This window comes from Mycobacterium sp., from assembly GCF_035314665.1.
In the GTDB taxonomy this organism is placed as follows: domain Bacteria; phylum Actinomycetota; class Actinomycetes; order Mycobacteriales; family Mycobacteriaceae; genus Mycobacterium.
In genome coordinates, this window is sequence record NZ_DATFZD010000369.1 from 38,109 (window position 1) to 60,541 (window position 22,433).

At 64.8% G+C, this 22,433-nt stretch carries 21 protein-coding genes; 8 read left to right on the forward strand and 13 right to left on the reverse strand.

Features of this window, described 5'->3' with window-relative positions; all coding sequences use genetic code 11:
- Positions 1–8: 8 nt before the first annotated feature.
- From VKI00_RS25910 to VKI00_RS25920, 3 genes are read right to left on the reverse strand one after another with little or no spacing between them, the layout of a single operon-like run.
- Positions 9–896, reverse strand: coding sequence for an enoyl-CoA hydratase/isomerase family protein (locus VKI00_RS25910; RefSeq protein WP_324443352.1), 888 nt, complete (start codon positions 894–896; stop codon positions 9–11).
- The gene (locus VKI00_RS25915) at positions 893–1,726 is read right to left on the reverse strand and encodes a FadR/GntR family transcriptional regulator (RefSeq protein WP_324443353.1); all 834 of its coding nucleotides are present in this window, start codon (positions 1,724–1,726) and stop codon (positions 893–895) included. Before VKI00_RS25915 ends, VKI00_RS25910 begins: the two co-directional genes overlap by 4 nt.
- 1 nt (position 1,727) lies before the next feature.
- Positions 1,728–2,384, reverse strand: a complete 657-nt coding sequence (locus VKI00_RS25920; protein WP_324443354.1) for a hypothetical protein — start codon at positions 2,382–2,384, stop codon at positions 1,728–1,730.
- 120 nt (positions 2,385–2,504) lie between these two features.
- Here VKI00_RS25920 and VKI00_RS25925 point away from each other — a divergent pair, with 120 nt between their 5' ends.
- From VKI00_RS25925 to VKI00_RS25950, 6 genes are read left to right on the forward strand one after another with little or no spacing between them, the layout of a single operon-like run.
- Positions 2,505–3,326, forward strand: a complete 822-nt coding sequence (locus tag VKI00_RS25925; protein ID WP_324443355.1) for an enoyl-CoA hydratase/isomerase family protein — start codon at positions 2,505–2,507, stop codon at positions 3,324–3,326.
- 23 nt (positions 3,327–3,349) lie between these two features.
- Positions 3,350–4,171 carry an enoyl-CoA hydratase/isomerase family protein gene (locus tag VKI00_RS25930; protein WP_324443356.1) on the forward strand — a complete coding sequence of 274 codons (822 nt, stop codon included), beginning with the start codon at positions 3,350–3,352 and terminating at the stop codon, positions 4,169–4,171.
- On the forward strand, positions 4,168–4,950 hold the full coding sequence (locus tag VKI00_RS25935; protein ID WP_414687290.1) for an enoyl-CoA hydratase/isomerase family protein: 783 nt from the start codon (positions 4,168–4,170) through the stop codon (positions 4,948–4,950). The genes VKI00_RS25930 and VKI00_RS25935 overlap by 4 nt, the downstream gene beginning before the upstream one ends.
- On the forward strand, positions 4,947–6,443 hold the full coding sequence (locus tag VKI00_RS25940; RefSeq protein WP_324443358.1) for a class I adenylate-forming enzyme family protein: 1,497 nt from the start codon (positions 4,947–4,949) through the stop codon (positions 6,441–6,443). Before VKI00_RS25935 ends, VKI00_RS25940 begins: the two co-directional genes overlap by 4 nt.
- The gene (locus VKI00_RS25945) at positions 6,433–8,004 is read left to right on the forward strand and encodes a class I adenylate-forming enzyme family protein (RefSeq protein WP_324443359.1); all 1,572 of its coding nucleotides are present in this window, start codon (positions 6,433–6,435) and stop codon (positions 8,002–8,004) included. Before VKI00_RS25940 ends, VKI00_RS25945 begins: the two co-directional genes overlap by 11 nt.
- On the forward strand, positions 7,997–9,532 hold the full coding sequence (locus VKI00_RS25950) for a class I adenylate-forming enzyme family protein (RefSeq protein ID WP_324443360.1): 1,536 nt from the start codon (positions 7,997–7,999) through the stop codon (positions 9,530–9,532). Before VKI00_RS25945 ends, VKI00_RS25950 begins: the two co-directional genes overlap by 8 nt.
- Positions 9,533–9,624: 92 nt before the next feature.
- Here the strand turns inward: VKI00_RS25950 and VKI00_RS25955 are convergent, their stop codons facing one another.
- The 7 genes from VKI00_RS25955 to fabG all read right to left on the reverse strand — a co-directional run bounded on the left by VKI00_RS25955 (position 9,625) and on the right by fabG (position 16,038).
- Entirely contained in the window at positions 9,625–10,275 is a 651-nt protein-coding gene (locus VKI00_RS25955; RefSeq protein WP_324443361.1) for a maleylpyruvate isomerase family mycothiol-dependent enzyme, read from the reverse strand.
- A gap of 218 nt (positions 10,276–10,493) precedes the next feature.
- A complete protein-coding gene (locus VKI00_RS25960) occupies positions 10,494–10,907 on the reverse strand; it encodes a MarR family transcriptional regulator (RefSeq protein ID WP_324443362.1) in 414 nt (137 codons plus the stop codon).
- A gap of 90 nt (positions 10,908–10,997) precedes the next feature.
- Positions 10,998–11,672: a GntR family transcriptional regulator gene (locus tag VKI00_RS25965; RefSeq protein ID WP_324443363.1), complete on the reverse strand. Its 675-nt coding sequence runs from the start codon at positions 11,670–11,672 to the stop codon at positions 10,998–11,000.
- Positions 11,673–11,674: 2 nt separating this feature from the next.
- Positions 11,675–12,868: an acyl-CoA dehydrogenase family protein gene (locus tag VKI00_RS25970; protein WP_324443364.1), complete on the reverse strand. Its 1,194-nt coding sequence runs from the start codon at positions 12,866–12,868 to the stop codon at positions 11,675–11,677.
- A 19-nt stretch (positions 12,869–12,887) separates the two neighbouring features.
- Complete coding sequence (locus tag VKI00_RS25975; protein ID WP_324443365.1) at positions 12,888–14,081, reverse strand: CoA transferase; 1,194 nt, start codon at positions 14,079–14,081, stop codon at positions 12,888–12,890.
- Positions 14,078–15,301 carry an acetyl-CoA C-acetyltransferase gene (locus VKI00_RS25980; RefSeq protein WP_324443366.1) on the reverse strand — a complete coding sequence of 408 codons (1,224 nt, stop codon included), beginning with the start codon at positions 15,299–15,301 and terminating at the stop codon, positions 14,078–14,080. The genes VKI00_RS25975 and VKI00_RS25980 overlap by 4 nt, the downstream gene beginning before the upstream one ends.
- Positions 15,298–16,038 (reverse strand): 3-oxoacyl-ACP reductase FabG, encoded by a 741-nt coding sequence (fabG, locus tag VKI00_RS25985; RefSeq protein WP_324443367.1) that lies wholly within the window; start codon positions 16,036–16,038, stop codon positions 15,298–15,300. The genes VKI00_RS25980 and fabG overlap by 4 nt, the downstream gene beginning before the upstream one ends.
- A 114-nt stretch (positions 16,039–16,152) precedes the next feature.
- On the opposite strand from fabG, the gene VKI00_RS25990 reads away from it, so the two are divergent.
- On the forward strand, positions 16,153–17,319 hold the full coding sequence (locus VKI00_RS25990; protein WP_324443368.1) for an acyl-CoA dehydrogenase family protein: 1,167 nt from the start codon (positions 16,153–16,155) through the stop codon (positions 17,317–17,319).
- A 46-nt stretch (positions 17,320–17,365) separates the two neighbouring features.
- Entirely contained in the window at positions 17,366–18,187 is an 822-nt protein-coding gene (locus tag VKI00_RS25995; protein ID WP_324443369.1) for a mycofactocin-coupled SDR family oxidoreductase, read from the forward strand.
- 6 nt (positions 18,188–18,193) lie between these two features.
- On the opposite strand, the gene VKI00_RS26000 is transcribed toward VKI00_RS25995, so the two are convergent.
- The 3 genes from VKI00_RS26000 to VKI00_RS26010 all read right to left on the reverse strand — a co-directional run bounded on the left by VKI00_RS26000 (position 18,194) and on the right by VKI00_RS26010 (position 22,382).
- Positions 18,194–19,258: a phosphotransferase family protein gene (locus VKI00_RS26000; protein ID WP_324443370.1), complete on the reverse strand. Its 1,065-nt coding sequence runs from the start codon at positions 19,256–19,258 to the stop codon at positions 18,194–18,196.
- 121 nt (positions 19,259–19,379) lie between these two features.
- Positions 19,380–20,864 (reverse strand): adenylate/guanylate cyclase domain-containing protein, encoded by a 1,485-nt coding sequence (locus VKI00_RS26005; RefSeq protein ID WP_324443371.1) that lies wholly within the window; start codon positions 20,862–20,864, stop codon positions 19,380–19,382.
- Between the two features lie 66 nt (positions 20,865–20,930).
- Positions 20,931–22,382 carry an aldehyde dehydrogenase family protein gene (locus tag VKI00_RS26010; RefSeq protein ID WP_324443376.1) on the reverse strand — a complete coding sequence of 484 codons (1,452 nt, stop codon included), beginning with the start codon at positions 22,380–22,382 and terminating at the stop codon, positions 20,931–20,933.
- Between the last annotated feature and the right edge of the window lie 51 nt (positions 22,383–22,433).

Here is a 22,433-nt window from a genome sequence, read left to right on the forward strand (position 1 = left end):
TACGGGGCTTAGCCTTTTGGAGGCTCCGGCACGTCGAAATGCTCGTCGCGCAGCCGAAACGCCTCTTTGGTGCCGTGCTGCGCGCGGGTCTTGACGAAGTTGAACTCCCCCGGTGCGAATTGCAGGTTGGTGCCATACGCGTGAAATAGGTAGCTGGCGACTTCCTCACCCTGATAAGCCTGGCTCTGCTCGACGAGGCGAAAAGCCTCTTTGGCGATCACGACGCCGTCGGCCGGCATCCTCGCGGCCTTCTCCGCCCAGTACCGGGCCCGAGCCGGCACTAGACCGGGATCGCAAGTGTCCGTGAAGATCCCCAAGTGCTCGATTGTTCCGGCCTCGATGATGTCGCCGGTTAACAGCAGACGCCGCGCCAGCACCGGCCCCAACCGATGGAAGAACATGTGCAGGCTACCCAGCGCCGGCCCGAGGAACCGGGTGGCCGGCATGCCGATCTTCGTATTACGGGCGATAACCGAAATGTCCATCATCAAGGCGATTTCGAACCCACCGCCGAGTGCATAGCCGCTGATCTCCCCCACGGTGACCTTGGGAAAGCCCATGAGGTTGTGATAGAAGCCGAACGACTTACGGTCCACCGTGAGCCGACGCCGCTGGCTGGGGCGGCTTTTCGCTTCTGGACCGCCTCGCTCGCCGTACCAGCCGTAGGCGTTGTTCATGTCCGCCCCGGTGCTGAACACCCCGTCGGCTCCACGCAGCAGCACCACGGTGAGGTCGTCGTCCTCGGCCACCCGGTCCAGACACCGGGCAACAGCGCCACGCATGGCCGCGTCGTAGGAGTTTCGCTGTTTGGGGTTGTTCAACGTGATGGTGGCGATCCGCTTTTCGGGATCGACATCGAACAGAACGCGATCATCTGCAGAATCCGAGCCGGTCATGCGCTGGACTCCTTTCCGTTCTGGGGACGGCCGTTAGATCGAAAGCGCGAGTCCAGTCGCGGACCGAGATCCGACATCAGTTTCGCCTCAATGGTTTTGTCGGTGCCGACGGCAAGCGTGTTGCGGCGAGCCGCGGCCAGGTGGTCCTGCGCCAACCGCACCGCCCGGGCCTGATTGCCATCGCTGATGGCGTCGAGCAGGCGCTGATGGTCGCGCAGTGCGGCTCGCCTCGTCTTGTCCACCATCGGTGCCGGTTCACCGTCGTCATCCCACACTGAAGACTCGTGCGCGGACCAGATCAGCTCGAGCGAGCCGATCAGCAGGATCATGGACTCGTTGCCGCACCGCGAGACCAGGGTTTCATGAAATCGTCGGGCATTCGGCACATACTGCGAGATGTCATCGAATTGCGCTGCCTGAACATCGATTTGATGCTGCAGATAGGGCACCACTTCGGTCATCCGATCGTCACGTGCAGCGCACATCCCTGCGCAGACCGGTTCCAGATGCATCAGCGCCGCGCTGACGTCCGTCGGTGTCGCGGACCTCGCCTGCAGAACCATGCTGATCATCTGCGCGGTCCGTTCGGGCGTCGGCCGGTGTACGACGGATCCGCCAACATTGCCGCGACGTACCGAGATCAGCCCGTCGGTCTCCAGGATGTGGATTGCTTCCCGCAAAGCGGGTGGGCTCACGCCGAATTCACCGAACAGGCTTTCCTGCGATGGCAGAATATCGCCCTCTTTCAGGCGGCCGGACAAGATGTCGTCGCGCAACTTCGAGGCGACGATCTCCGCGACGCGTGGTTGACGAAAGCGCTGCGAAACCACGTCAGGTCTTCTCGGCTCGCCGCTTGCCGAATCGAAACCCGGTCAACTTGTCCGGTGTCTGCGCCAGCGTATTGACCTCACCTGTGCACAGCACCTCGCCGTCGAGCAGCAACCGGGCCGTCGACGTGATGCCTCGCTCCACCTCAGAGCGGGCGATGTCGAAACGCAGGTCGGTGAGGATGGGTGTTGGCCGGCGGAAGGTGACGTTGAGCGAGCGAGTCTTGCCGGAGAGTCCCACCAGGCAGTTCTGGTGCTGGATGACGCAGTCGAAGAAAACCGCGAGGAACCCGCCGTGCACCAATCCCGGCGGCCCCTCATAGACCAGCGGGAAGGCGACGTGGCCCGACGCGGTCTGGGCGTCAAAGTGATCGAAGCGGTATTCGGGAAAGCAGGGGTTGAACGCGCCGATATCGGTCGCGTGACCGAGATAGACGCGGCGGCTGCCGTCGTCGTCGGAGTCGTCGGAAGCGATCCGCGGTGCGCTGTCCGGCGGAACCGCCGCGCCCAGCTCACGTTCCCAATCGCTGATCTGCGCGACGATCGCGTCCACCGTCGGGTTGGCATGTTCCAACGACAACAGCAGCGAGCTGAGTCGGCGAATGGCACCGGCGGCGGCTACGGTCTGCGGCAGCGGCGCTTCGCCGAATCGCGATCCCATGAACCCTCTTCCCGATGCAGCTGTTCCGTCGCCGGGCTTTCCTTGCTAAGTTATACAGTGCAGCAATCGTACAGCCTACTGTAGTGGTATCCATATCGGCGGGGAAGGGCGGATTCGAGGGTGAGTCAAGACCTGGACTCCTCGGCGGCCGACGGCTCGCTCACCACGAGCCGCGACGGTGCCGTGCTGCGGCTCACGCTCGATCGGCCGTCGCAGCGTAACTCGTTGAGCCATAACATGATCGAGGTGTTCGTCACCGCACTGACCGAGGCCGCCACCGACGACACGCTGAGGGCCGTCCACATCCGCGGCGCGGGCGACGACTTCTGCGCGGGGGCCGACTGGGTAGCCACCAACAGCGGCGAGGCCCCACGCCCGCGAACCGGTGACCTCGTCCGCCGCATTCCGCACACCGCTCATCGCGTGATCGAACTGGTGCAGGGCATCCAGTTGCCGGTCGTCTGCAGCGTGCGGGGATTCGCCGTCGGTCTCGGGTGCAACCTGGCACTGGCCGCCGACTTCACCGTGGCTGCCAGCGACGCGGTGTTCTGGGAGCCGTTTGCGGCCCGCGGGTTCAGTCCGGATTCGGGTGCAACCTGGCTACTCCCCCGGCTGGTCGGGCTGACCCGCGCAAAGCAGATGCTGCTGCTCGGCGACAAAGTCAGCGCAATAGACGCCGCGGACTGGGGTTTGATCTACCGAGCCGTCAGCCCCGGAGAGCTCGACGACAGTTGCGAGGAACTGCTGGCACGACTGGCCGCCGGGCCCACGGTGGCGCTCGGCCTGGCGAAGCAGGCCATCCACTACGGCCAGCATGCGACGCTGACCCAGTCCATGACGCAGGAGCTCTTCGATCTCGAACTCTCCTGTCGAACCAAGGATTTCAAAGAGGGGCTGGCAGCGTTCCGTGAACGGCGCCCGCCGCAGTTCAATGGCCGATGACGCTCAACGACGAGGGACCGAAGATGTCTGCTAGCTCTGCACGCTCATACGACACCATCAAGTACGAAGTCTCTCGCCACAAGGCCACGATCACCCTGAACCGCCCCGATGCCCTCAACGCGCTCAGCCCCCACATGATCACCGAGCTGCGTAGCGCTTACAACGAGGCCGAAAACGACGCCGCGGTATGGATTCTCATCGTCACCGCCACCGGCCGCGCATTCTGCACCGGTGCGGACGTCAAAGCGATCCCCGGCGACGGCAAGGTGATAAACGAGGCGCCGTATCTATCCACCTATGAGCAGTGGGAAGCACCCCAGGAAGGCACCCCGCCGTTCCGGACGATGGCCAAGCCGGTGCTCGCCGCGATCAACGGAATCTGTTGCGGGGCCGGACTGGACTGGGTGACCACCGGAGACATCGTCATCGCGTCCGACAAAGCGACGTTCTTCGACCCGCACGTCAGCATCGGTCTGGTGGCCGCGCGTGAGGTGGTCCGGGTGGCTCGGGTACTACCGCGCTCGATTGCGCTGCGCATGGCCTTGATGGGCAAGCATGAGCGGATGAGTGCCCAACGCGCCTATGAGCTCGGTTTGATCAGCGAGATCGTCGAACACGACCAACTGCTGGAACGCGCCCACGAGATCGCCGACATCGTCAACTCCAATGCGCCGCTTGCCGTCCGGGGTACCCGGCTGGCCATTGTCAAGGGCCTCGACCTGCCGCTGCACGAAGCCGAGATGCTGGCCGAAGCGTTCCGGGAACGCAACCTGCACACCGAGGATTCCCTCGAGGGCCCCAAGGCGTTCGTCGAAAAGCGACCACCGGAGTGGCAGTGCCGATGAGTTTCGAAACCATCCAGCTCGACGTGGATAGCGCCGACCGGGTCGCCACCATCACCTTGGACCGGCCCGATCAGCTCAACGCGTTCAACCGGACGATGTGTGAGGAGATGGCCCGGGCCTGGCGGATCGTCAAGTCGGACGACGCGGTCAATGCCGTGGTGCTGCGGGCGGCCGGCAGCCGCGCGTTCAGCGCCGGCCTCGACATCAAGACGCCTTACGGTCAGCCCGAAAACATCTGGAACCACGAGGATCCCGGCGAAGGGCTCAGCCCGAAGTGGCAGAAGATGTGGAAACCGGTGGTATGCGCCGTGCAAGGCATGTGCACCGCCGGCGCGTTCTACTTCATCAATGAGTCCGATGTGGTGATCTGCTCGACCGATGCGACATTTTTCGATTCCCATGTGTCGGCGGGGCTGGTCTGCGCGCTGGAGCCGGTCGGGCTGATGCGCAAAATCGGCCTGGGCGAAGCGTTGCGGATCGCGCTGATGGGCAACGACGAACGGGTCAGCGCCGACACCGCTCTTCGGATCGGGCTGGTGTCCGAAGTGGTCTCGCCCGAAGAGTTGTGGACCCGGGCGCATGAGATCGCGAAAACGATTGCGGCCAAGCCGCCGTCGGCGACCCAGGGCACGGTCAAGGCGATCTGGGAATCACTGGACAAGCCCTACCGGGCTGCGCTGGATCAGGGGCTGATCTACACGCGGCTGGGAAACCCGATCGGCACTGCCGAGCTGGCGGCACGCGGCCGAGGTCCGACGTCGGATCCGAGAATGCGGTGACGGCGCACCCGCTTAGTCGGCGCATCGCCGATGTTCTGGGTCTGCAGCCGGACGCAGCCGCTCTGGAGTACGAGGGCCAATGGGTGTCGTGGGGCGAGCTTGGCAGAATGGCCGACCGGATCGGTTCGCTGGTGGCTGGTGCCGACCAACACCCGCAGATCGGAATCCTGTTGCGTAACCGCCCGGCCCAGGTGGCCGCCCTGCTTGGCGTGCTGCAGCGCGGAGCGACGGTGGTGGTGATCAATCCGGCCCGCGGCGATGAGCGCACCAAGGCAGACGTCGACCAACTGGACCTGCCGTTGATCGTCGGCGAGCCTGACGACCTGGCGATGCTGGGCGGGCCGTCGGCCACCACTGTGGTGTCGATTTCGAGCCAAGACGTCGAGCCGAAAGTGGTTGCGACCGGCCAATCCCGCACCGACCCAGACGGGCGGCCCGGCGTTGCGGTGCGGATGCTGACCAGCGGAACGACCGGACCGCCCAAACGCGTGGACCTCACCTACGACATGCTGGCGCACAGCGTGATGGGCCCGGAGGATCAACGATCGCCGTCGCCGACGGAGCTGCGGCGCGGTGTCGCGATCGTCAACTCGCCGCTCGTGCATATCGGCGGGGTGTTCCGGATACTGCAATGTGTAGCCGAGGCGCGACCATTCGTGTTGCTGGAGCGATTCGAGCTCAACCGTTGGGCCGAAGCAGTGCGGACGCATCGGCCACGCGCGGTATCGCTGGTGCCGACCGCGCTGCGGATGGTGCTGCATTCCGACCTGCGTCGGGAGCATCTGGCCGGCATCCGTGCCGTCACTTCGGGTACCGCACCGCTGTCGGCCGAGGACGCCGACGCGTTCACCGAAAAGTTTGGCATCCCCGTCTTGACCTCTTATGCGGCAACGGAATTCGGCGGCGGCGTGGCGGGCTGGACGTTGTCCGACCACCAAAAGTATTGGCGGGCCAAACGCGGGAGCGTAGGGCGTGCCAACCCCGGGGCCCAGCTGCGGGTGGTCGGTGACGACGGCACCCCGCTAAAGGCCGACGAGATCGGACTGCTCGAGGTCAAGCCGGGTCAACTCGGACCCGCCGCGGATTGGATACGTACCACCGACATGGCGCGCATCGATGCCGACGGCTTCCTGTGGATCATCGGGCGAGCCGATCAGGCGATCATCCGCGGCGGCTTCAAAGTGATGCCCGACGACGTCCGCACCGCGCTGGAGAGCCATCCGTCGGTCGCAGGTGCTGCAGTGGTCGGGCGGCGCGACGAACGCCTCGGCGAGACACCCGCCGCCATGGTGGAACTACGCGAGCCGTCATCAGTCGACGCCGGTGCACTCGCCGACTTTCTGCGGACGCGGTTGGCGCGCTACGAGATTCCCACCGATATCGCCGTCGTGGCTGAACTCCCGCGAACACCATCGGGCAAGCCCGATCTGAGCGCGGTCCGGCGCTTCTTCAACGACACAGTGTCCGCGGCGCAAGGCGACCATGCCGAGTGAATCGCCAACCGTTGGCGAAATCCTGCGAGAGCAGGCACGCAGTAGAGGTGATCATCCGCTGCTGGTGTGCGACGGCGAGCGCATCAGTTACACCGAAGCCGACCGTCGCTCCGCGCAATTGGCTCGCGGGCTGATCGCCCTCGGCGCCGGTAAAGGCAGCCATGTCGGATTGCTGTACCCCAACGGCGCGGCGTTTGTTGCCGGCATGCTGGCAGCGGTGCGAATCGGCGCCGTCGTCGTCCCGTTTTCCACGTTCACGACCACGCGAGAGCTCGGCGCACAATTGGTCGACAGCGACACTCAGATTCTGCTTGCCACGCCGTCCTACCGCTCCCACGACTACGTGCAGCGGCTGAGCGACGTGCTGTCCGGCCGGGACCTCGGCGGAGACGATCGGCTATTCGACCCCGCCGCACCGCAATTGCGACACGTGCTCTTCGATGTCTTACGTCTTCATCGGCTGGCCGAGACGGTTGATGAGCGGCTTTTGACGGCGATGGAAGATGATGTCGACGGCTCGGATCCCCTGACGATCGTTTACACGTCAGGCACGACGAGCTCGCCCAAGGGGGTCGTGCACACCCACGCCGCGCTGCTGAAGCACCAGAAAACTCTCAACCCAATCCGGGGCCTGACCGCGACCGACAAGCTGTTCTGCAACTCCCCGTTCTTCTGGATCGGGGGATTCGGGTACGCCTTGCTTGCCACGTTGCTCGCCGGATCGACGCTGGTGTGCTCCAACGCCGAAGACGCCGGCCAGACGCTGGATCTACTCGAATCCGAACGACCCACTGTCACAAACGGTTTCGCTGCGGGGGTCGCGCATCTGGCGCGGCACCCGAGTTTCGACGGGCGCGACCTGTCGTCAATGCGACGCGGCAACCTGTATCCGATCATGGCGCCCGAGGCGCGGCCGGCCGATCCAGAGTTGCGGCACAACATGCTCGGGTTGACCGAGGCCGGCAGCGTGATCCTGATCAGCGACGACGACAGCGACCAACCGGAGCATCGACGTGGGTCGTTCGGCAAGCCCGCACCGGGCTTGGAAACCAAGATCGTCGACCCCGAGACAGGAGCACCGATCGAGGACGGCGCACTCGGAGAGTTGTGCATCCGCGGGCCCTGCCTGATGCAGCGGTACTACAAACGCAGTCGGGAAGAATGTTTCGACGCCGACGGCTGGTTTCACACCGGCGACCTGGTTGCCACCGACCGCGACGGATTCGTCTACTACATCCGCCGCCAGGGTTCGATGATCAAGACCGCAGGCGCGAACGTGTCTCCCGCCGAGGTGGAGCAGGCGATCGCCAGGGTCACCGGCGGCGTCGTCGCGTATGTGCTCGGCATTCCTGACGCCGAGCGCGGGCAGATCGTCGCTGCCGTCGTCGCGCTGGAAAACGGCGCGCACTTCGACGAAATCACGCTTCGACGCAAGCTTGCGGCGGAACTCTCGGCGTACAAGATCCCCAAGCGGTTCGTGGCCGTACCCGCCAGGGAGGTGCCGCTGTTGGCCAGCGGCAAAGTCGACCTGCAGCAACTGAAGTGTTTGTTCGATGCCTGAGACCATCGACCGGCTGGTGAAGCTTCGCGCGGCCGAGCACGCTGCCAAGCCGATGACGATCGACCCAGTGTCCCGGCTTACCTACGACGAACTTGAGGAGACCACAAAGGGTTTAGCGTCAGCGCTCATCGAAGCCGGGATCGGCAAAGGCACCCGGGTGGGACTGATCATGCCGAACGGCGTCAGCTGGGTGCAGATCGCGATCGCAGTGACTCGGATCGGCGCGGTGCTGGTTCCGCTGAGCACGCTGTTACAGCCGCGGGAATTGGCGGCGCAATTGCACACCGCCTCGGTGCAATTCCTGATCAGCGTCGAGGAATTCCGCGGCCACCGGTATCTCGACGAGTTGCCACGCGAGCAGCTTCCGGCGTTGCGAGAAGTTTGGACCGCCGACCGGTTATTGCCGGCAGCCGGACGCGACGCACCCAGCCGTATCGTCGACGCGCTGGCAGCGACGGTGACGCCCAGCGACCCGATGGTCATCATGTTCACGTCCGGCAGCAGCGGCACACCCAAGGGTGTCGTGCACTCGCACGGCAGTGCCTTGGGCGCCGTCGCATCTGGATTGGCCAGCCGCTGCATCGATTCCGACACCCGTCTGTATCTGCCGATGCCGTTCTTCTGGGTGGGTGGCTTCGGCAGCGGTGTGCTGTCCGCGTTGGTGGCCGGTGCGACCCTGGTGACCGAAGCGATCCCTGCGCCCGACACCACACTGCGTCTGCTGGAGCGTGAGCGGGTGACGCTGTTTCGCGGCTGGCCCGATCAGGCCGAGGCCCTCGCGCGTCATCCCTACCGCGCCGACGCGGATTTGTCGGCGCTGCGTCCGGGCAGCCTGGAGGCGCTGCTACCGCCCGAGCAACGTGGGAAGCGCGGTGCCCGCGCAACATTGTTCGGCATGACCGAAACTTTCGGCCCCTACTGCGGCTACCCCGCCGACACCGATATGCCGCAGTCCGCTTGGGGCAGCTGCGGCAAACCGTTCCCCGGAATGGAGGTCCGGATCTCCGACCCCGATACCGGACAGCCCACCGCGGCGGGAACCATTGGGATGATCGAGCTTCGGGGACCGCACACCCTACGCGGGATATGTCGGCTCAGCCGCGAGGACCTGTTCACCGTCGACGGGTTCTACCCCACCGGTGACCTGGGGCGACTCGACGACGACGGGTTTTTGTTCTACCACGGGCGATCCGACGACATGTTCAAAGTCAGCGGCGCCACCGTCTATCCCACCGAGGTGGAGCAGGCGCTGCGGGAAATCGACGGCGTTGACAACGCATTCGTCACGAATGTGTCTGGCGCGCAGGGGGACCAAGTGGGCGCGGTGGTGGTGTGCGACACCGCCGCGAACACCGCCGAACAACTGCGCGCATCTACCCGCAAGCTGCTGAGCTCATTCAAGGTGCCGACGTTGTGGCTGCTGGTCGACTCCGATGACACGATTCCGCGTGGTCCGACCGGCAAGGTCGATGCTCGGCGGCTGCGCGAGCTACTAACTAACAGCAGCCACAACAGCACCGGCGACTGACCACCACACACTGCTGCGGAGTGATATCACGGACGCGATCAAACTCCCCGTGCGAGTTAGGTCCATCGATTGTCCTGCGACGCAACGACGATTCAGGCTGTGGTGGGTTGTACTCGTGACCGAAGGAATTGCACACCTGGGCCGTCGAGCTGGTCGATGTAGGGTGCGCGACCAGCCATGCTCATGACCAGGGCCAGGGTTGATCCGGTGACCAGGGAACCGCTACCCGCGATAAACGGCCCGTCGTCTGCCCGCAAATGGAGGCCGGCAACGCGGGTACGACTGGCAACTGTGAAATTGCGTCGGGCGAAGAATGCAGCCACAGGTGTCAGCGCATCGACACTCGGTGTCCTCGTCAGTCCCAGAGAATGACGAATGTCCTGGGCGTGCACGACGACCTCACCGAGGTAGGCCGGGATATGGGCTGACGGCGCGGTAGTGCTCGTGGTGACGGCACGAAACCGATCAAGTGTCTCGGCGGGGGTGCTACCACGGTGTTCGACCAGGCGTCGCTGGTTGTGCACGTCAGGGCGCAAACGCGCACCGAGCATGCTCCGCAGCCACTTCCACCGATTCAGGCTCGCCGCGGCGGTCAGGTGCGCGACGACCTCTTCAACGTCCCATTTCCCGCACAAGGTGCCGTGCCGCCACTGGGCTGTGCTGAGGCCTGAGAGTTCCTCCGCCAGGGCCGCGCGCTCGGCGTGCGCCAGTGCCCACAGGTAATCGGGCTGAGGTTCCGCCATCGCTCGACTCCGTCTCATTGGCCTTCACATTGGTGCTGTCACTGGAAGTAGACCCGCGCCGACCGCAAGATTCATCGAACGGTGGGCTGAGCTTGGACCCCTATGGAGTGATATCGCATGAGGCCACCAAACTGATCAAGGCACTCTTGACTCCGCGGGCGACTGATGAGGCTACTGCGGCATATGAGGTTATCCGCGACGCCCAGCATGAGAGCGGATCACAGATCCAGTGCTTTGGTCAACAGCGCGGTAAGACGCTTCTGCTCGCCGGCGCTCAACTGACTGGTCAAGGGTTTGATCCGGTCACCGATCGCCGCCGTCACCTCGGGTAGCAGACCGCGGGCCTGCTTGGTGAGACTGACCCGCACCGAGCGGCCATCGCGAGGGTCGGCGGTCCTGACGACCAGCCCCCGCTGAGCCGCGCGATCGATGAGTCCGCTTACCGTGGAGCGTTCCAGGCCGGTAAACGTCGCCAGGTCGGCCATCGTCGGCTCGCGATCACGCAGGATGCCCAACATCCGTAGCTGCGTCAGCGACAGATCGTGTTCGGCGGCAACCTCGGTGAGCGCCGCCATCAGCGCAAACGATACCTGCACCAACGCATCTCGCAGATCATCGACGTCTGAGGCCATAGCCGAAATAATACCTTGGATACTTCGTATTGCCAACTATATTAGTTCGTACTACCATCTACCTTCAGACGACAGCGAGAGGAGGCATGGTCAACCCGAGTCCACCACACCATGCTCGACGAGGTGGTCGATCAGTGGAGCCGCTCCGGCGGCCAGGTGCTCCGACATGGCTTTGCGGGCAAGCTCACTGTCGTGTTTGGCCAACGCCGCCAACACCCGGCGATGGTCTCGTATCGACTGGTGTGGCCAGCCGGCGATGGTGGGAAACACGGATTCCGGTGCGTAACGGGTGATCTGCGACATCAACTGAGCGAGCTTGGGCGAATCGGCGGCGACGTTGATGGCCCGGTGAAACTCGTGGTTGAGCCGAACGGTTCGCTCGTTGTCGCCACCGGCATAGGCGTCCTCCAGCTCGGCTTGGATCTGCTTGAGCTCGCGCAGCTGGTCGTCGTCAATGTTGACCGCCGCCCGCGCGGCGAGCTCGCCGCCGACGTGTGCCTGGACATTGGCCACGTCAGTCAGGTCCCGTCCGGTCACCGGCAGCACCACGAACCCGCGGCGCGGCTGCTGAGCAAGCAGCCCTTCGGCACGGAGCTCGAACAACGCCTCCCGCACCGGCGTGACGCTGATCCCTAACTCCGCGGCCAACTGGTCCAGGCGGACGTATTCACCCGCCGAGTAAGTGCCGTCGAAGATCCGCTTGCGGACATAGCGCGCAACGTCTTCCGAGAGCTGCGGCCGCGCGGCGAAATCCGGGACGCTCACGGTCAAATCCGATACTCGGCGAGCAGCCGCTTGCTGATGATGGATTTCTGTATCTCGCTCGTCCCCTCGCCGATGAGTAGAAACGGGGCGTCGCGCATCAGCCGCTCGATTTCGTACTCCTTGGAATACCCGTACCCACCGTGGATGCGGAAGCTCTGCTGGGTGACCTCCGAGCAGAATTCGCTGGCGAGATACTTGGCCATGCCCGCGGCGACGTCGTTACGCTCGCCGGAATCCTTCAGTCGTGCCGCGTTGACCATCATCAGGTGCGCAGCCTCGACTTTGGTTGCCATTTCCGCGATTTGGAATGCGATTGCCTGGTGTTCGGCGATCGGCCTGCCGAAGGTATGGCGCTGCTGGGCGTAGCGCACGGCGAGCTCGAACGCACGCACCGCCACCCCGACGGCTCTGGCCGAGACGTTGACCCGTCCGACCTCGATACCGTCCATCATCTGATAGAAACCCTGCCCGGGGGTGCCACCCAGGACGTCGTCGGCGCCGGCGACGTATCCGTCAAAGATGAGCTCCGTGGTGTCAATGCCCTTGTAGCCCAGCTTGTCGATCTTGCCCGGGATGAGCAGACCGGATGCCACCTCGCCGAATCCGGTTGGCTTCTCGATGAGGAACGCGGTCAGATTCCGGTGCGGTGATTCCGCGCCCTCATCGGTGCGAACCAACGCCGCCACCAGAGTGGAGCTCCCGCCATTGGTCACCCACATCTTCTGGCCGTTGATGGTGTAACTACCGTCGTTGTTGAGTGTGGCGCGGGTACGGATCGCGGCGACGTCCGAACCCAACTCCGGCTCGGACATCGAGAAGGCGCCGCGAACCTCTCCGGTTGCCATGCGCGGCAACAGCCGCTGCTTCTGCGCGTCGGTGCCATGCTGACGCAGCATGTAGGCGACGATGAAGTGGGTATTGAGCACTCCCGAGATGCTCATCCAGCCGCGGGCCAATTCTTCGACGCACAACGCATAGGTCAGCAGCGACTCACCCACGCCGCCGTATTCCTGGGGGATCATCAGGCCGAATAGACCCATCTCCCGCATCTGATCGACAATGGCTTGCGGATACGTGTCGGTGCGTTCGAGCTCCGGCGCGTTGGGAATGACTTCCTTCTCGACGAATTGCCTTACCGTGGCGATGATCTCGGTTTGGAATTCGGTGAGGCCGATCGTCTCGGCGAGTTTGGTCATGCGGCGCCTATCTCCTTAGTCAGCAGGCGATCGTTTTTGCACTGGTCAGTCGCGCGACGTCGGCTGTGCTCAAGCCCAGCCGCGCGGTGAGCAGGTCGGCGGTATCGCCGCCGAGTCTGGGCGCGGCTTCGCTTGCGAGATAGCCATCGTCGAAGACGGTCGGCATCGCCGGGGCGAGATAGTCGCCGAGCCCGTCTTGGTGCAGCGCCGAAAACAGCGGATTCGCGGTAACCCGTTCGTCTTCAGCGACTTGCGCGAAAGTCCGGTAACGCTCGAACAATACGCTGGTGGCAGACAGCGCCTTGGTGATCTCCTCGGCGGTGTGGTCGGCGAACCAGATCGCGAACAGACCGCTGAGCACGTCGCGGTATCGGTAGCGCTCGCCCTCGTCGCTGAAGTCGGCGCCGAGCGACTCGGCCAGCGCTGAGACAGCCGCGTCGGTCCCCGATACCGCGACGAGATCCTGAAAGTGTCGTCGAGTCAGCGTGACAACCATGAACGCGGCACCGTCGCGGCTGGTGAAATCCTGACCGTACTGACCGTAGATCGCGTTGCCCAGGCGTTGACGTTCGGTGCCGTTCACCTGCGGCTCGGTCAACCATCCCAAGTTACCCGCGGTGGCCAGCGCGACATCTTCCAGCGCGATGCTGACTTTGGCGCCGACTCCGGACTGATCGCGGCGACGCACCGCGGCGACGACCGCGAGCGCGGCGTAGAGGCCGCAGCACACATCCCAGGCCGGCAGCACGTGATTGATCGGACCGGCCTGGCTCGCCGGCCCAGTGACCAACGGAAATCCGGTCGCCGCGTTGACCGTGTAGTCCACCCCGGTGGAACCGTCATGGCGGCCGAGTAGCTGGACGTGTATCACGTCGCCGCGCATCGCGGCGAGCTTGTCAAATGACAACCAAGACAAGCCCGCGGCGTTGGTCACCACGACACCGTCGCCCTCCACGATCAGCCGCTGCACCAGCTCCTGCCCTTCGGGCGACCGCAAATCGATGGTGGCAGAACGTTTTCCCTTGTTCAGTCCGGTCCAGTAAATCGACGTCCCACTTGCGGCCAGCGGCCAGCGCCGAACGTCGGATGCGCCGCCGATCGGGTCGACGCGTATCACCTCCGCGCCCAGTTGGCTCAACGTCAAGCCGCACAACGGCGCCGCGACGAAGCTGGAGACTTCGACGACGGTGAGGTCGGCCAACGGCAAGGTCATTGCGACCCGACCCTTTCGAAGACCGCAGCCAGGCCTTGTCCCCCGCCGATGCACATGGTTTCCAGCCCGTAGCGCGCGTCCCGCCGATTGAGCTCGCGGGCCAGCGTGGCCAGCATCCGACCGCCGGTGGCGCCGACCGGATGCCCCAGCGATATGCCCGAGCCGTGCACGTTCGTCCGCTCCCGATCGCCCGCGCCAAAGTGCCACTCCCGCATCACCGCAAGAGCCTGTGCGGCGAACGCCTCGTTGAGCTCGATAAGGTCGATGTCGCTCAACTGCAAGCCCGCCTTGGCCAGCGCGACCGCGGTGGCGGGTACCGGGCCGATGCCCATCACGTTGGGTGCCACGGCTGCGACACCCCACGACACCAACCGGACCAGCGGCGTCAGGCCGAGTTCGTCAGCCTTCTCCGGTGTCGTCACCAGACACATCGACGCTGCATCATTCTGCCCGCTGGCGTTTCCCGCCGTCACCGTTGCCTCTGGATCATGTTCCAGCAGAACCGGTTTAAGTTTGCTCAGCGATTCGACCGTGGTGTCGGCCCGCGGGTGCTCGTCGGTGCCGATCAGCTCCTCGCTCCGGCGGCTGCGCACCGTAACCGGAATGATTTCTTCGGCCAGGATGCCGTCCTTCTGCGCGGCCACCGCCCGCTGGTGCGAAGCCACCGCGAGTTCGTCCTGCTCTTGCCGCGAGATGCTGTACTGCCGTCGCAGGTTTTCCGCGGTCTCCAACATCCCGCCGGGCACCGGGTAGTGCCGGCCGCCGGCGGTGCTGCGTCCGCGGGCCAGCCCGTCGTGCACCCGCACCCCGCCACGGGCACCGCCCCAGCGCATATCGGTCGAGTAGAAGGCGACGTTGCTCATGCTCTCCGCACCGCCGGCGACGACGAGATCGTTGTCGCCAGCGCTGACCTGCAGGCACGCCTGGATAACCGCCTGCAGACCCGAACCGCAGCGGCGGTCAACCTGCATGCCCGGCACCGTGACCGGTAGGCCGGCATCGAGTCCGACCACGCGCCCGATCGCCGGCGCCTCGCTGCTCGGGTAGCAATGCCCGAGGATGACATCCTGCACCGATTCGGGTGGGATGCCCGTCCGTTCGAGCAACCCGGTGAGGGCGGCAACGCCGAGGTCGACGGCGGTCTGCGACTTGAACATTCCCCCGTAGCGGCCGATCGGTGTCCGGACCGGCTCGCAGATCACGGCTTCGCGCCCGCTCACAGGTGCCTCCCGCCGGTCACCTCGAGGACGGTTCCGGTCATGTATGACGAGAGATCGGAGGCCAGGAACAACGCGACGCTGGCGACTTCTTCGGGCTCGCCGGCTCGCCCCATCGGCACCTCCGCGACTTTTGCATCCCAAATCCGTTGCGGCATAGCCTCTGTCATCGCCGACCTGATCAGCCCGGGCTGGATCGCGTTGACCCGCACACCGAGGTGGGCGAGTTCCTTCGATGCCGCCTTGGTCATACCGACGATGCCGGCCTTGGCCGCCGAATAGTTGGTCTGGCCGACCATGCCGACCTTCCCGGAGATCGACGACATGTTCACGATCGCCCCGCGCTTGTTCTCGCGCATGATCGCCGCGGCCGCCTTCAGTCCGTTCCAGGTCCCCTTTAAATGCACGGCGATGACTTGATCGAACTGCTCTTCGGTCATCTTGCGCATCGTCGCGTCGCGGGTGATACCGGCGTTGTTGACCATGATGTCTAGCCCGCCGAACCGGTCGACGGCGGCCGCGACCAGTGCATCGACGTCGACCCCGGACGTCACATCGCAGCGCACCGCCGCGGCGACGCCACCGCTGCCAAGCTGTGTCGCGGCCGACTCGGTGGCCTCGAGATTCACGTCGCCGAGTACCACCCGTGCGCCCTCGGCAACGAACCGCTGCGCAATGGCGAAACCCAGTCCTTGAGCGCCGCCAGTGATAACTGCGGTCTGACCGGTCAACAATGACACGTGATCACCGTCCTCTGTCTCCAACCCGAACCCGGGACATCATCGCACATCATATTTCATATATGATCGCGGCCAGTTAGCCGCCATCCCCTTGCCCGGAAGGAGCGTCGATTCATGTCTCCTGCCGCCGTCGACGACGACGACTTTCAGCAGATACTCGCGCAGACCCGGCAGTTCGTCCGCACCGTCGTCGTCCCACGCGAGCAGGAAATCCTGGCCACCGACCGGGTGCCGGACGATCTGCGGCAGCAGGCCAAAGACATGGGCTTGTTCGGGTACGCCATCCCCCAGGAGTGGGGCGGACTCGGACTCGACATCACCCAAGACGTCGAGTTGGCGATGGAGCTCGGGTACACCTCGCTGGCGCTTCGTTCCATGTTCGGCACCAACAACGGCATCGCCGGTCAAGTGCTAGTCGGGTTCGGCACCGAAGAGCAGAAGGCCACCTGGCTGGAGGCGTTGGCGTCCGGAAAGGTCGCCTCGTTCGCGCTGACCGAGCCCGGGGCGGGATCGAACCCGGCGGGGTTGCGCACCAAGGCTATTCGTGACGATGTCGATTGGGTGATTTCCGGTGAGAAGCGGTTCATCACCAACGCACCGGTTGCGGATCTGTTTGTGGTCTTCGCGCGGACCCGTCCCGCCGACGACGCCGGACCGGGCATCGCCGTTTTCCTGGTTCCCGCCGATGCGCCTGGCGTCGAGGTCGGGACCAAGGACGCCAAGATGGGACAGGAAGGCGCCTGGACCGCCGACGTGCGGTTCACCGATGTGCGCGTCCCGGCCGGGGCGCTGGTCGGCGGCAGTGAGGACATCGGCTATCGGGCCGCGATGACCTCGTTGGCACGGGGCCGGATCCACATTGCCGCGTTAGCTGTCGGAACGGCTCAGCGAGCACTGGACGAATCCGTGACGTACGCGGCGACCGCCACGCAGGGCGGCACGCCGATCGGGAACTTTCAACTCGTGCAGGCGATGCTCGCCGACCAGCAGACCGGGGTGATGGCCGGTCGCGCCCTCGTCCGTGATGCCGCGCGGCTGTGGCTCACCGACCAGGACCGGCGAATCGCGCCGTCGGCGGCGAAGGTGTTCTGCACCGAAATGGCCGGCAAGGTCGCCGATCTCGCCGTCCAAATTCACGGCGGCAGTGGATACATGCGCGAAGTGCCGGTGGAACGCATCTACCGCGACGTCCGGCTGTTGCGGCTCTACGAGGGCACCAGCGAGATACAGCGGCTGATCATCGGGTCGAACCTGGTCAAGGCGGCGCAGCGCAAGCAGTGACGTAATATCGTGTGCGTTACAGTGACGTTTACGATATGGAGCGTGCATGAGCGGCCGGCTAACGGGCAAGGTGGCATTCATCACCGGAGCGGCGCGAGGCCAGGGCCGCGCGCACGCCGTCCGGATGGCTCGCGAGGGCGCCGACATCATCGCCGTCGACATCGCGGGCAAGCTTCCGTCCTGTGTGCCCTACGACTCGGCAACCCCAGAGGACCTCGCCGAAACCGCTCGGCTTGTCGAAGCCGCCGAACGTCGAATTGTTGCTTCGGTGATGGATATTCGCGACTTCGACGGGCTGCGTGAAGCGGTGGACGACGGTGTGGCGAAGCTCGGACGGCTGGACATCATCGTCGCCAACGCCGGCATCTCGGCTCCGCAGGTCTGGAACGAGATCACTCCCGAATCGTTTCGGGACGTGATGGAGGTCAACGTGACGGGAACGTGGAATACCGTGATGGCCGGGGCGCAGCAGATCATCGACGGCGGTCGCGGCGGGTCCATCATTTTGATCAGCTCCGCAGCCGGCATCAAGATGCAGCCGTTCATGGTGCACTACACCGCCAGCAAGCACGCGGTGACCGGGATGGCTCGCGCGTTCGCCGCCGAGCTGGGCAGGCATTCGATCCGGGTCAACAGCGTGCACCCTGGTCCGGTCCTCACGGCGATGGGAAGCGGCGCCATGGTCGACGCGGTGGCCAAGGCGAACGAAACCTACCCGCAACTGGCGAATGTGCTCACGCCGTTTCTGCCGAATTGGGTCGCCGAGCCCGAAGACATTGCCGACGCGGTGTGCTGGCTGGCCAGCGACGAATCCCGAAACGTCACCGCCTCGGCAATCTCCGTCGACCAGGGCTCAACGCAATACTGATTCGCGTCACGGGATGAGGTCTAGCGTGCCGAGGTCACGGATGGCCTCGCAGCCGCGGGCCAGCATGGTGAGCACCATGTCGTCTCCGCGGTCGGTGGCGGTGGCGAACGCGAATCCCAACGCTGAGATCAGCAGCGCCTGCGGCATGCCGAGCCGGTAGTCGCGCCAACAGGTTTCGCGATCGTAACCGGTTACGCCGTAGCCACAGAGAGCTCGGTGGTACTCATCCACCAGGTTGTGCTCGATAGCCGAGCGCAGTTCCGGCTTGACGCTGGTGGCGGTGAAGTAGGCCAAATCGCGTGCGGGCAACCCTACTCCGAGCGTCTGCCAATCCACCACCGTGACCCTGCTGGCGTCGGGATAGAAAAGCATGTTGTCGAGGCGGTAGTCGCCATGCAGCAAGGCGAATCGATCCCGCTCGGCAAGCAGCCATGGCGCCACCAAATCCATTGCGGCGGTGAAGGTATCGCGGTCGGCAGCGGTCATGCGGTCCCCGAGCTTGTCCAGGGTGATCTCCAGACTCATCCGCGCGACATCGCCTAGTCCTTTGGCCGACGCTTCGTCGGGCCGGGTGAAGGCGATCCCCGGGAAATCCAGCCACAGCGGATCGCACCAGCTGGGCCCGTGCAGTCCGGCCAACGCCGTGACGGCCAGCCGTGCCTGCTGCTCACCGCAGCCGGCGATCTGGTCGCCCTGCGCCGCGGGCGCCTGATCGGCGAGCAGCAGGGCGTAGTCGAGAGCGTCGTCGCTGATCTCGCAGTAGAAGCATTCCGGTGTCGGCACCCGCACCCGGTCGGCGACGGAGGCGTAGAAGGCACACTCACTGCGGTAGCCGATCGTCACTCGGTCGCGCACCGTGTCGTCTTGAGCGGGCAGTTTGATCACGAAGGTGTCCGGTAAGCCGCCCGAATCGCCCGCGTAGCTGACCGACACCCGATAGGTCGCCCCGGTCTGCCCGGTGCCGATAGCGGCCACGTCCACGTCTGAGACCGGCACGGGGGTGTCGTCACTGCTCAGTACTGTCGAGAGCCACTCGCGGGTGATGTCGCCCGGGTATCGGGGAATGGACATGCGACAAATGCCTCCGGGTGACGCCAACACTCGGACGTTCACGCCCGACCGACCCGCCAACTGTAAGCCATGCGGCATGAGCTGCCGCCAAGTTGTCCGGAATGGACGAGCGGGACGACTGTCAGCTGTCGGCCGACGGCGCCCAGATGTGGGTCGGTTCGGCGCGGCCCCGTAGGACGGCCTCGCCGCATGCGGCCCAATGCCGGCGTTCCGCGGCGTCGGCGCGATTTATCACAGCGGCCGAACAAACGATCCGTCGGTCCGACGTTTTGGCCAAGTCGGCGAGCCGCGCAGCTTCATTGACAGGGTCACCAATCACGGTGTACTCGTAACGGTTTTCGGCGCCGATGTTTCCGGCGAAGACTGGTCCGGCCGAAACCCCTATCCCGAAATCGACCATGGGCAGCCGGCCCAGTTGGCTTCGCAGATTGCGTGCAGCCGCCAGCGCTTCGGACGCCGCTTCGCCCGAAGGTAGCGGCACTCCGAAAACAGCCAGCGCCGCGTCTCCCTGAAATTTGTTGATGAAGCCGTTCCTCTCGTCGACGGCGCTGACAACGATGCGGAAGAAGTCGTTGAGCACCTCGGCGACCTCTCGCGGTGGGTGACTCGCAGCTAGTTTCGTCGAATCCACCAGGTCGATGAAGAGGATCGCCGCCTCCCCTACGTCTCCTGACAGCGATGTGCCCTCTTCTATGGCGCGGCGGGCCACATCTACTCCGACGTGACGGCCGAACAGATCCCGTAACCGGTCGCGTTCGGCGATCCCGGCAACCATCCGGTTGAATCCGCTTTGCAGACGCCCGATTTCAGAACGCTCGTAGACTCCGACGAAGGTGTCGATACGGCCCTGCTGGACCTGTGCCATCGCGTCCACCACCTCTCGGACCGGGTCCGCAATCGAGCGGGATGTCAGGATCATTATTGGAAGCCCCAGTAACACCGCGGCCAGCGTTACCACCAGAATCGGCATCTCGACCGACGCCGTCTTGTGAATAATCCAACCGTTCGAACGAATGACGATCAGAGTGACGATCACCCCGCAGGGCAGCCCACAGCCCAATAACCACATGCCGACAAGTCGAGTGAGCACGCGTGGTGCTATCACAACGCCTTCAGAGCCTTGGGTGGCGGCGACGAATATTGGCCGAAGAGTGCGCTGGGTGAGCAGAAGGCTTAGCCCTGCTGCCGCGCTGCCGCCGAGCACGACCGCCAGCAGGGTTCCGACCACGAGCGTCACACCGCCGTCAAGATTTAGCGCGAGGAAAATCACGCCACTTGCGGCCCATGTTGCCGCCAAGATCAGCGATTGTCTCTTGACGAGCCCCGTCGCCGTGCGTCGTTCAGCCGGATTGGGTTGCCGGCCCTGAACAAACCACCCCAGCACCGGAGCGAGGCTCATGGCACCACCCACGGCGACGGCGAGAGCTCCCACAACAACGAGCACCACCGCAGTCACCATGTTCTTTGCGGCGAAGTATGTGTACGCCGCACTGACTGTTCGGTCGTGCAGCGGAATCACGATCGCCGCGGCATCGCCTACAGCCAGCAGATGAGCGAATGCGAGCCCGGCCGCATACTGAATCGTTAACCTGCGGGCCTTGCTCACGGGAACAAGGTAACCCAGCGCCGGCGCGACGAGCTGCGGGCAACCGGCGCGCTGCGTCGAATCTGTCTAGACGGCTGGATACGCCACAGATTTGATTTCGGTGTACTGGTCGAAACCGGCGATACCGTTCTGCCGGCCCACACCGCTCTCCTTGTATCCACCGAACGGCGTGTCGGCGCCGTACGGCGCGCCACCGTTGACGCCCATGAAGCCGGCTTTGATCCGGCGGGCCACCGCCAGCGAATGCTCCAGGGAGCCCGACATCACGTTGCCGGCGAGTCCGTACACGCTGTCGTTGGCGATCCGGATCGCGTCTTCCTCGTCGTCGAACGGGATGACCGCCAGCACAGGACCGAAGATCTCCTCCTGGGCGATGGTCATCGCGTTGTCAACATCGGTGAAAAGCGTTGGCCGCACGTAATATCCCTTGTCGAAACCGGTGGCCGCACCGGGGCCGCCGACGAGCGCGGTGGCGCCCTCGTCCACGCCCTTCTGGATGTAGCCGGTCACCCGCTCGAACTGCCTCTCCGAAATCAGCGGGCCGCAAAGCGTTCCGGGATCCTGGGGGTCGCCGCACGTCACGTTCTCGTAGATGCTCTTGAGGATCGCCACACCCTCTTCGTAGCGGGACCGCGGCAGCAGCATCCGGGTGGGGTTGGCGCAGCCTTGCCCGGCGTGCATGCACGGCGCGATGCCGATCGCACAAGCCAGCCCGAAGTCGGCGTCCTCGAGCACGATGGTGGCCGACTTTCCACCGAGCTCCAAAAACAGCCGCTTCATGGTCGCGGCGCCCTTTTCCATGATCCGCTTGCCGACCACCGTCGAGCCGGTGAACGAGATCAGGTCGACCTTGGGTGACAGCGTCAGCTCCTCACCCACGAAGTGATCCGACGCGGTGACGACGTTCACGACACCGGCTGGGATGTCGGTCTTTTCGGCAATGAGTCGACCCAGCCGGGTCGCGTTGAACGGGGTGTTCGGCGCCGGCTTGAGCACGACGGTGTTGCCGGTGCCCAGGGCCTGGCCGAGCTTGTTGATCGTCACCTCGAACGGGAAGTTCCACGGCACGATCGCGCCGACCACGCCGACCGGCTCGCGCCAGACCTTGCGGGTGGTCAGCGTGCCGGTCAGGCTGATCACCTTGTCGCCCAGGTCGGTCTCCCAGGCGTACTCGTCGATCAGCCTGGCGGGGTACTTGAGCCCGTCCTCCAACGGGGCATCCAGCTGAGGCCCGAACGTTATGGCCCGTGGGGAGCCGACCTCGAGGATCAGCTCCTCGCGCAGCTCGTCGATCTCAGACTCGATCGCGTCGTGCAGCTGCAGCAGGCAACGCTTGCGCAGCTCCTTGTTGGTCGACCAGTCGGTCTCGTCGAAGGCGCGCCGGGAGCTGTCGATCGCCCGCTGCATCTCGGCCGTCGAACCGTCGGCCACCGAGCCGAGGATCTCCTCCGTCGCCGGGTTCACGTTCTCGAACGTCTTGCCCGAGTCGGCCTCGACGAGCTTGCCGTCGATGAGCATCCTCTGCTCGGGGTTGACCTTCACTGCCTCACTCACGGTCGTCGTCCTCTC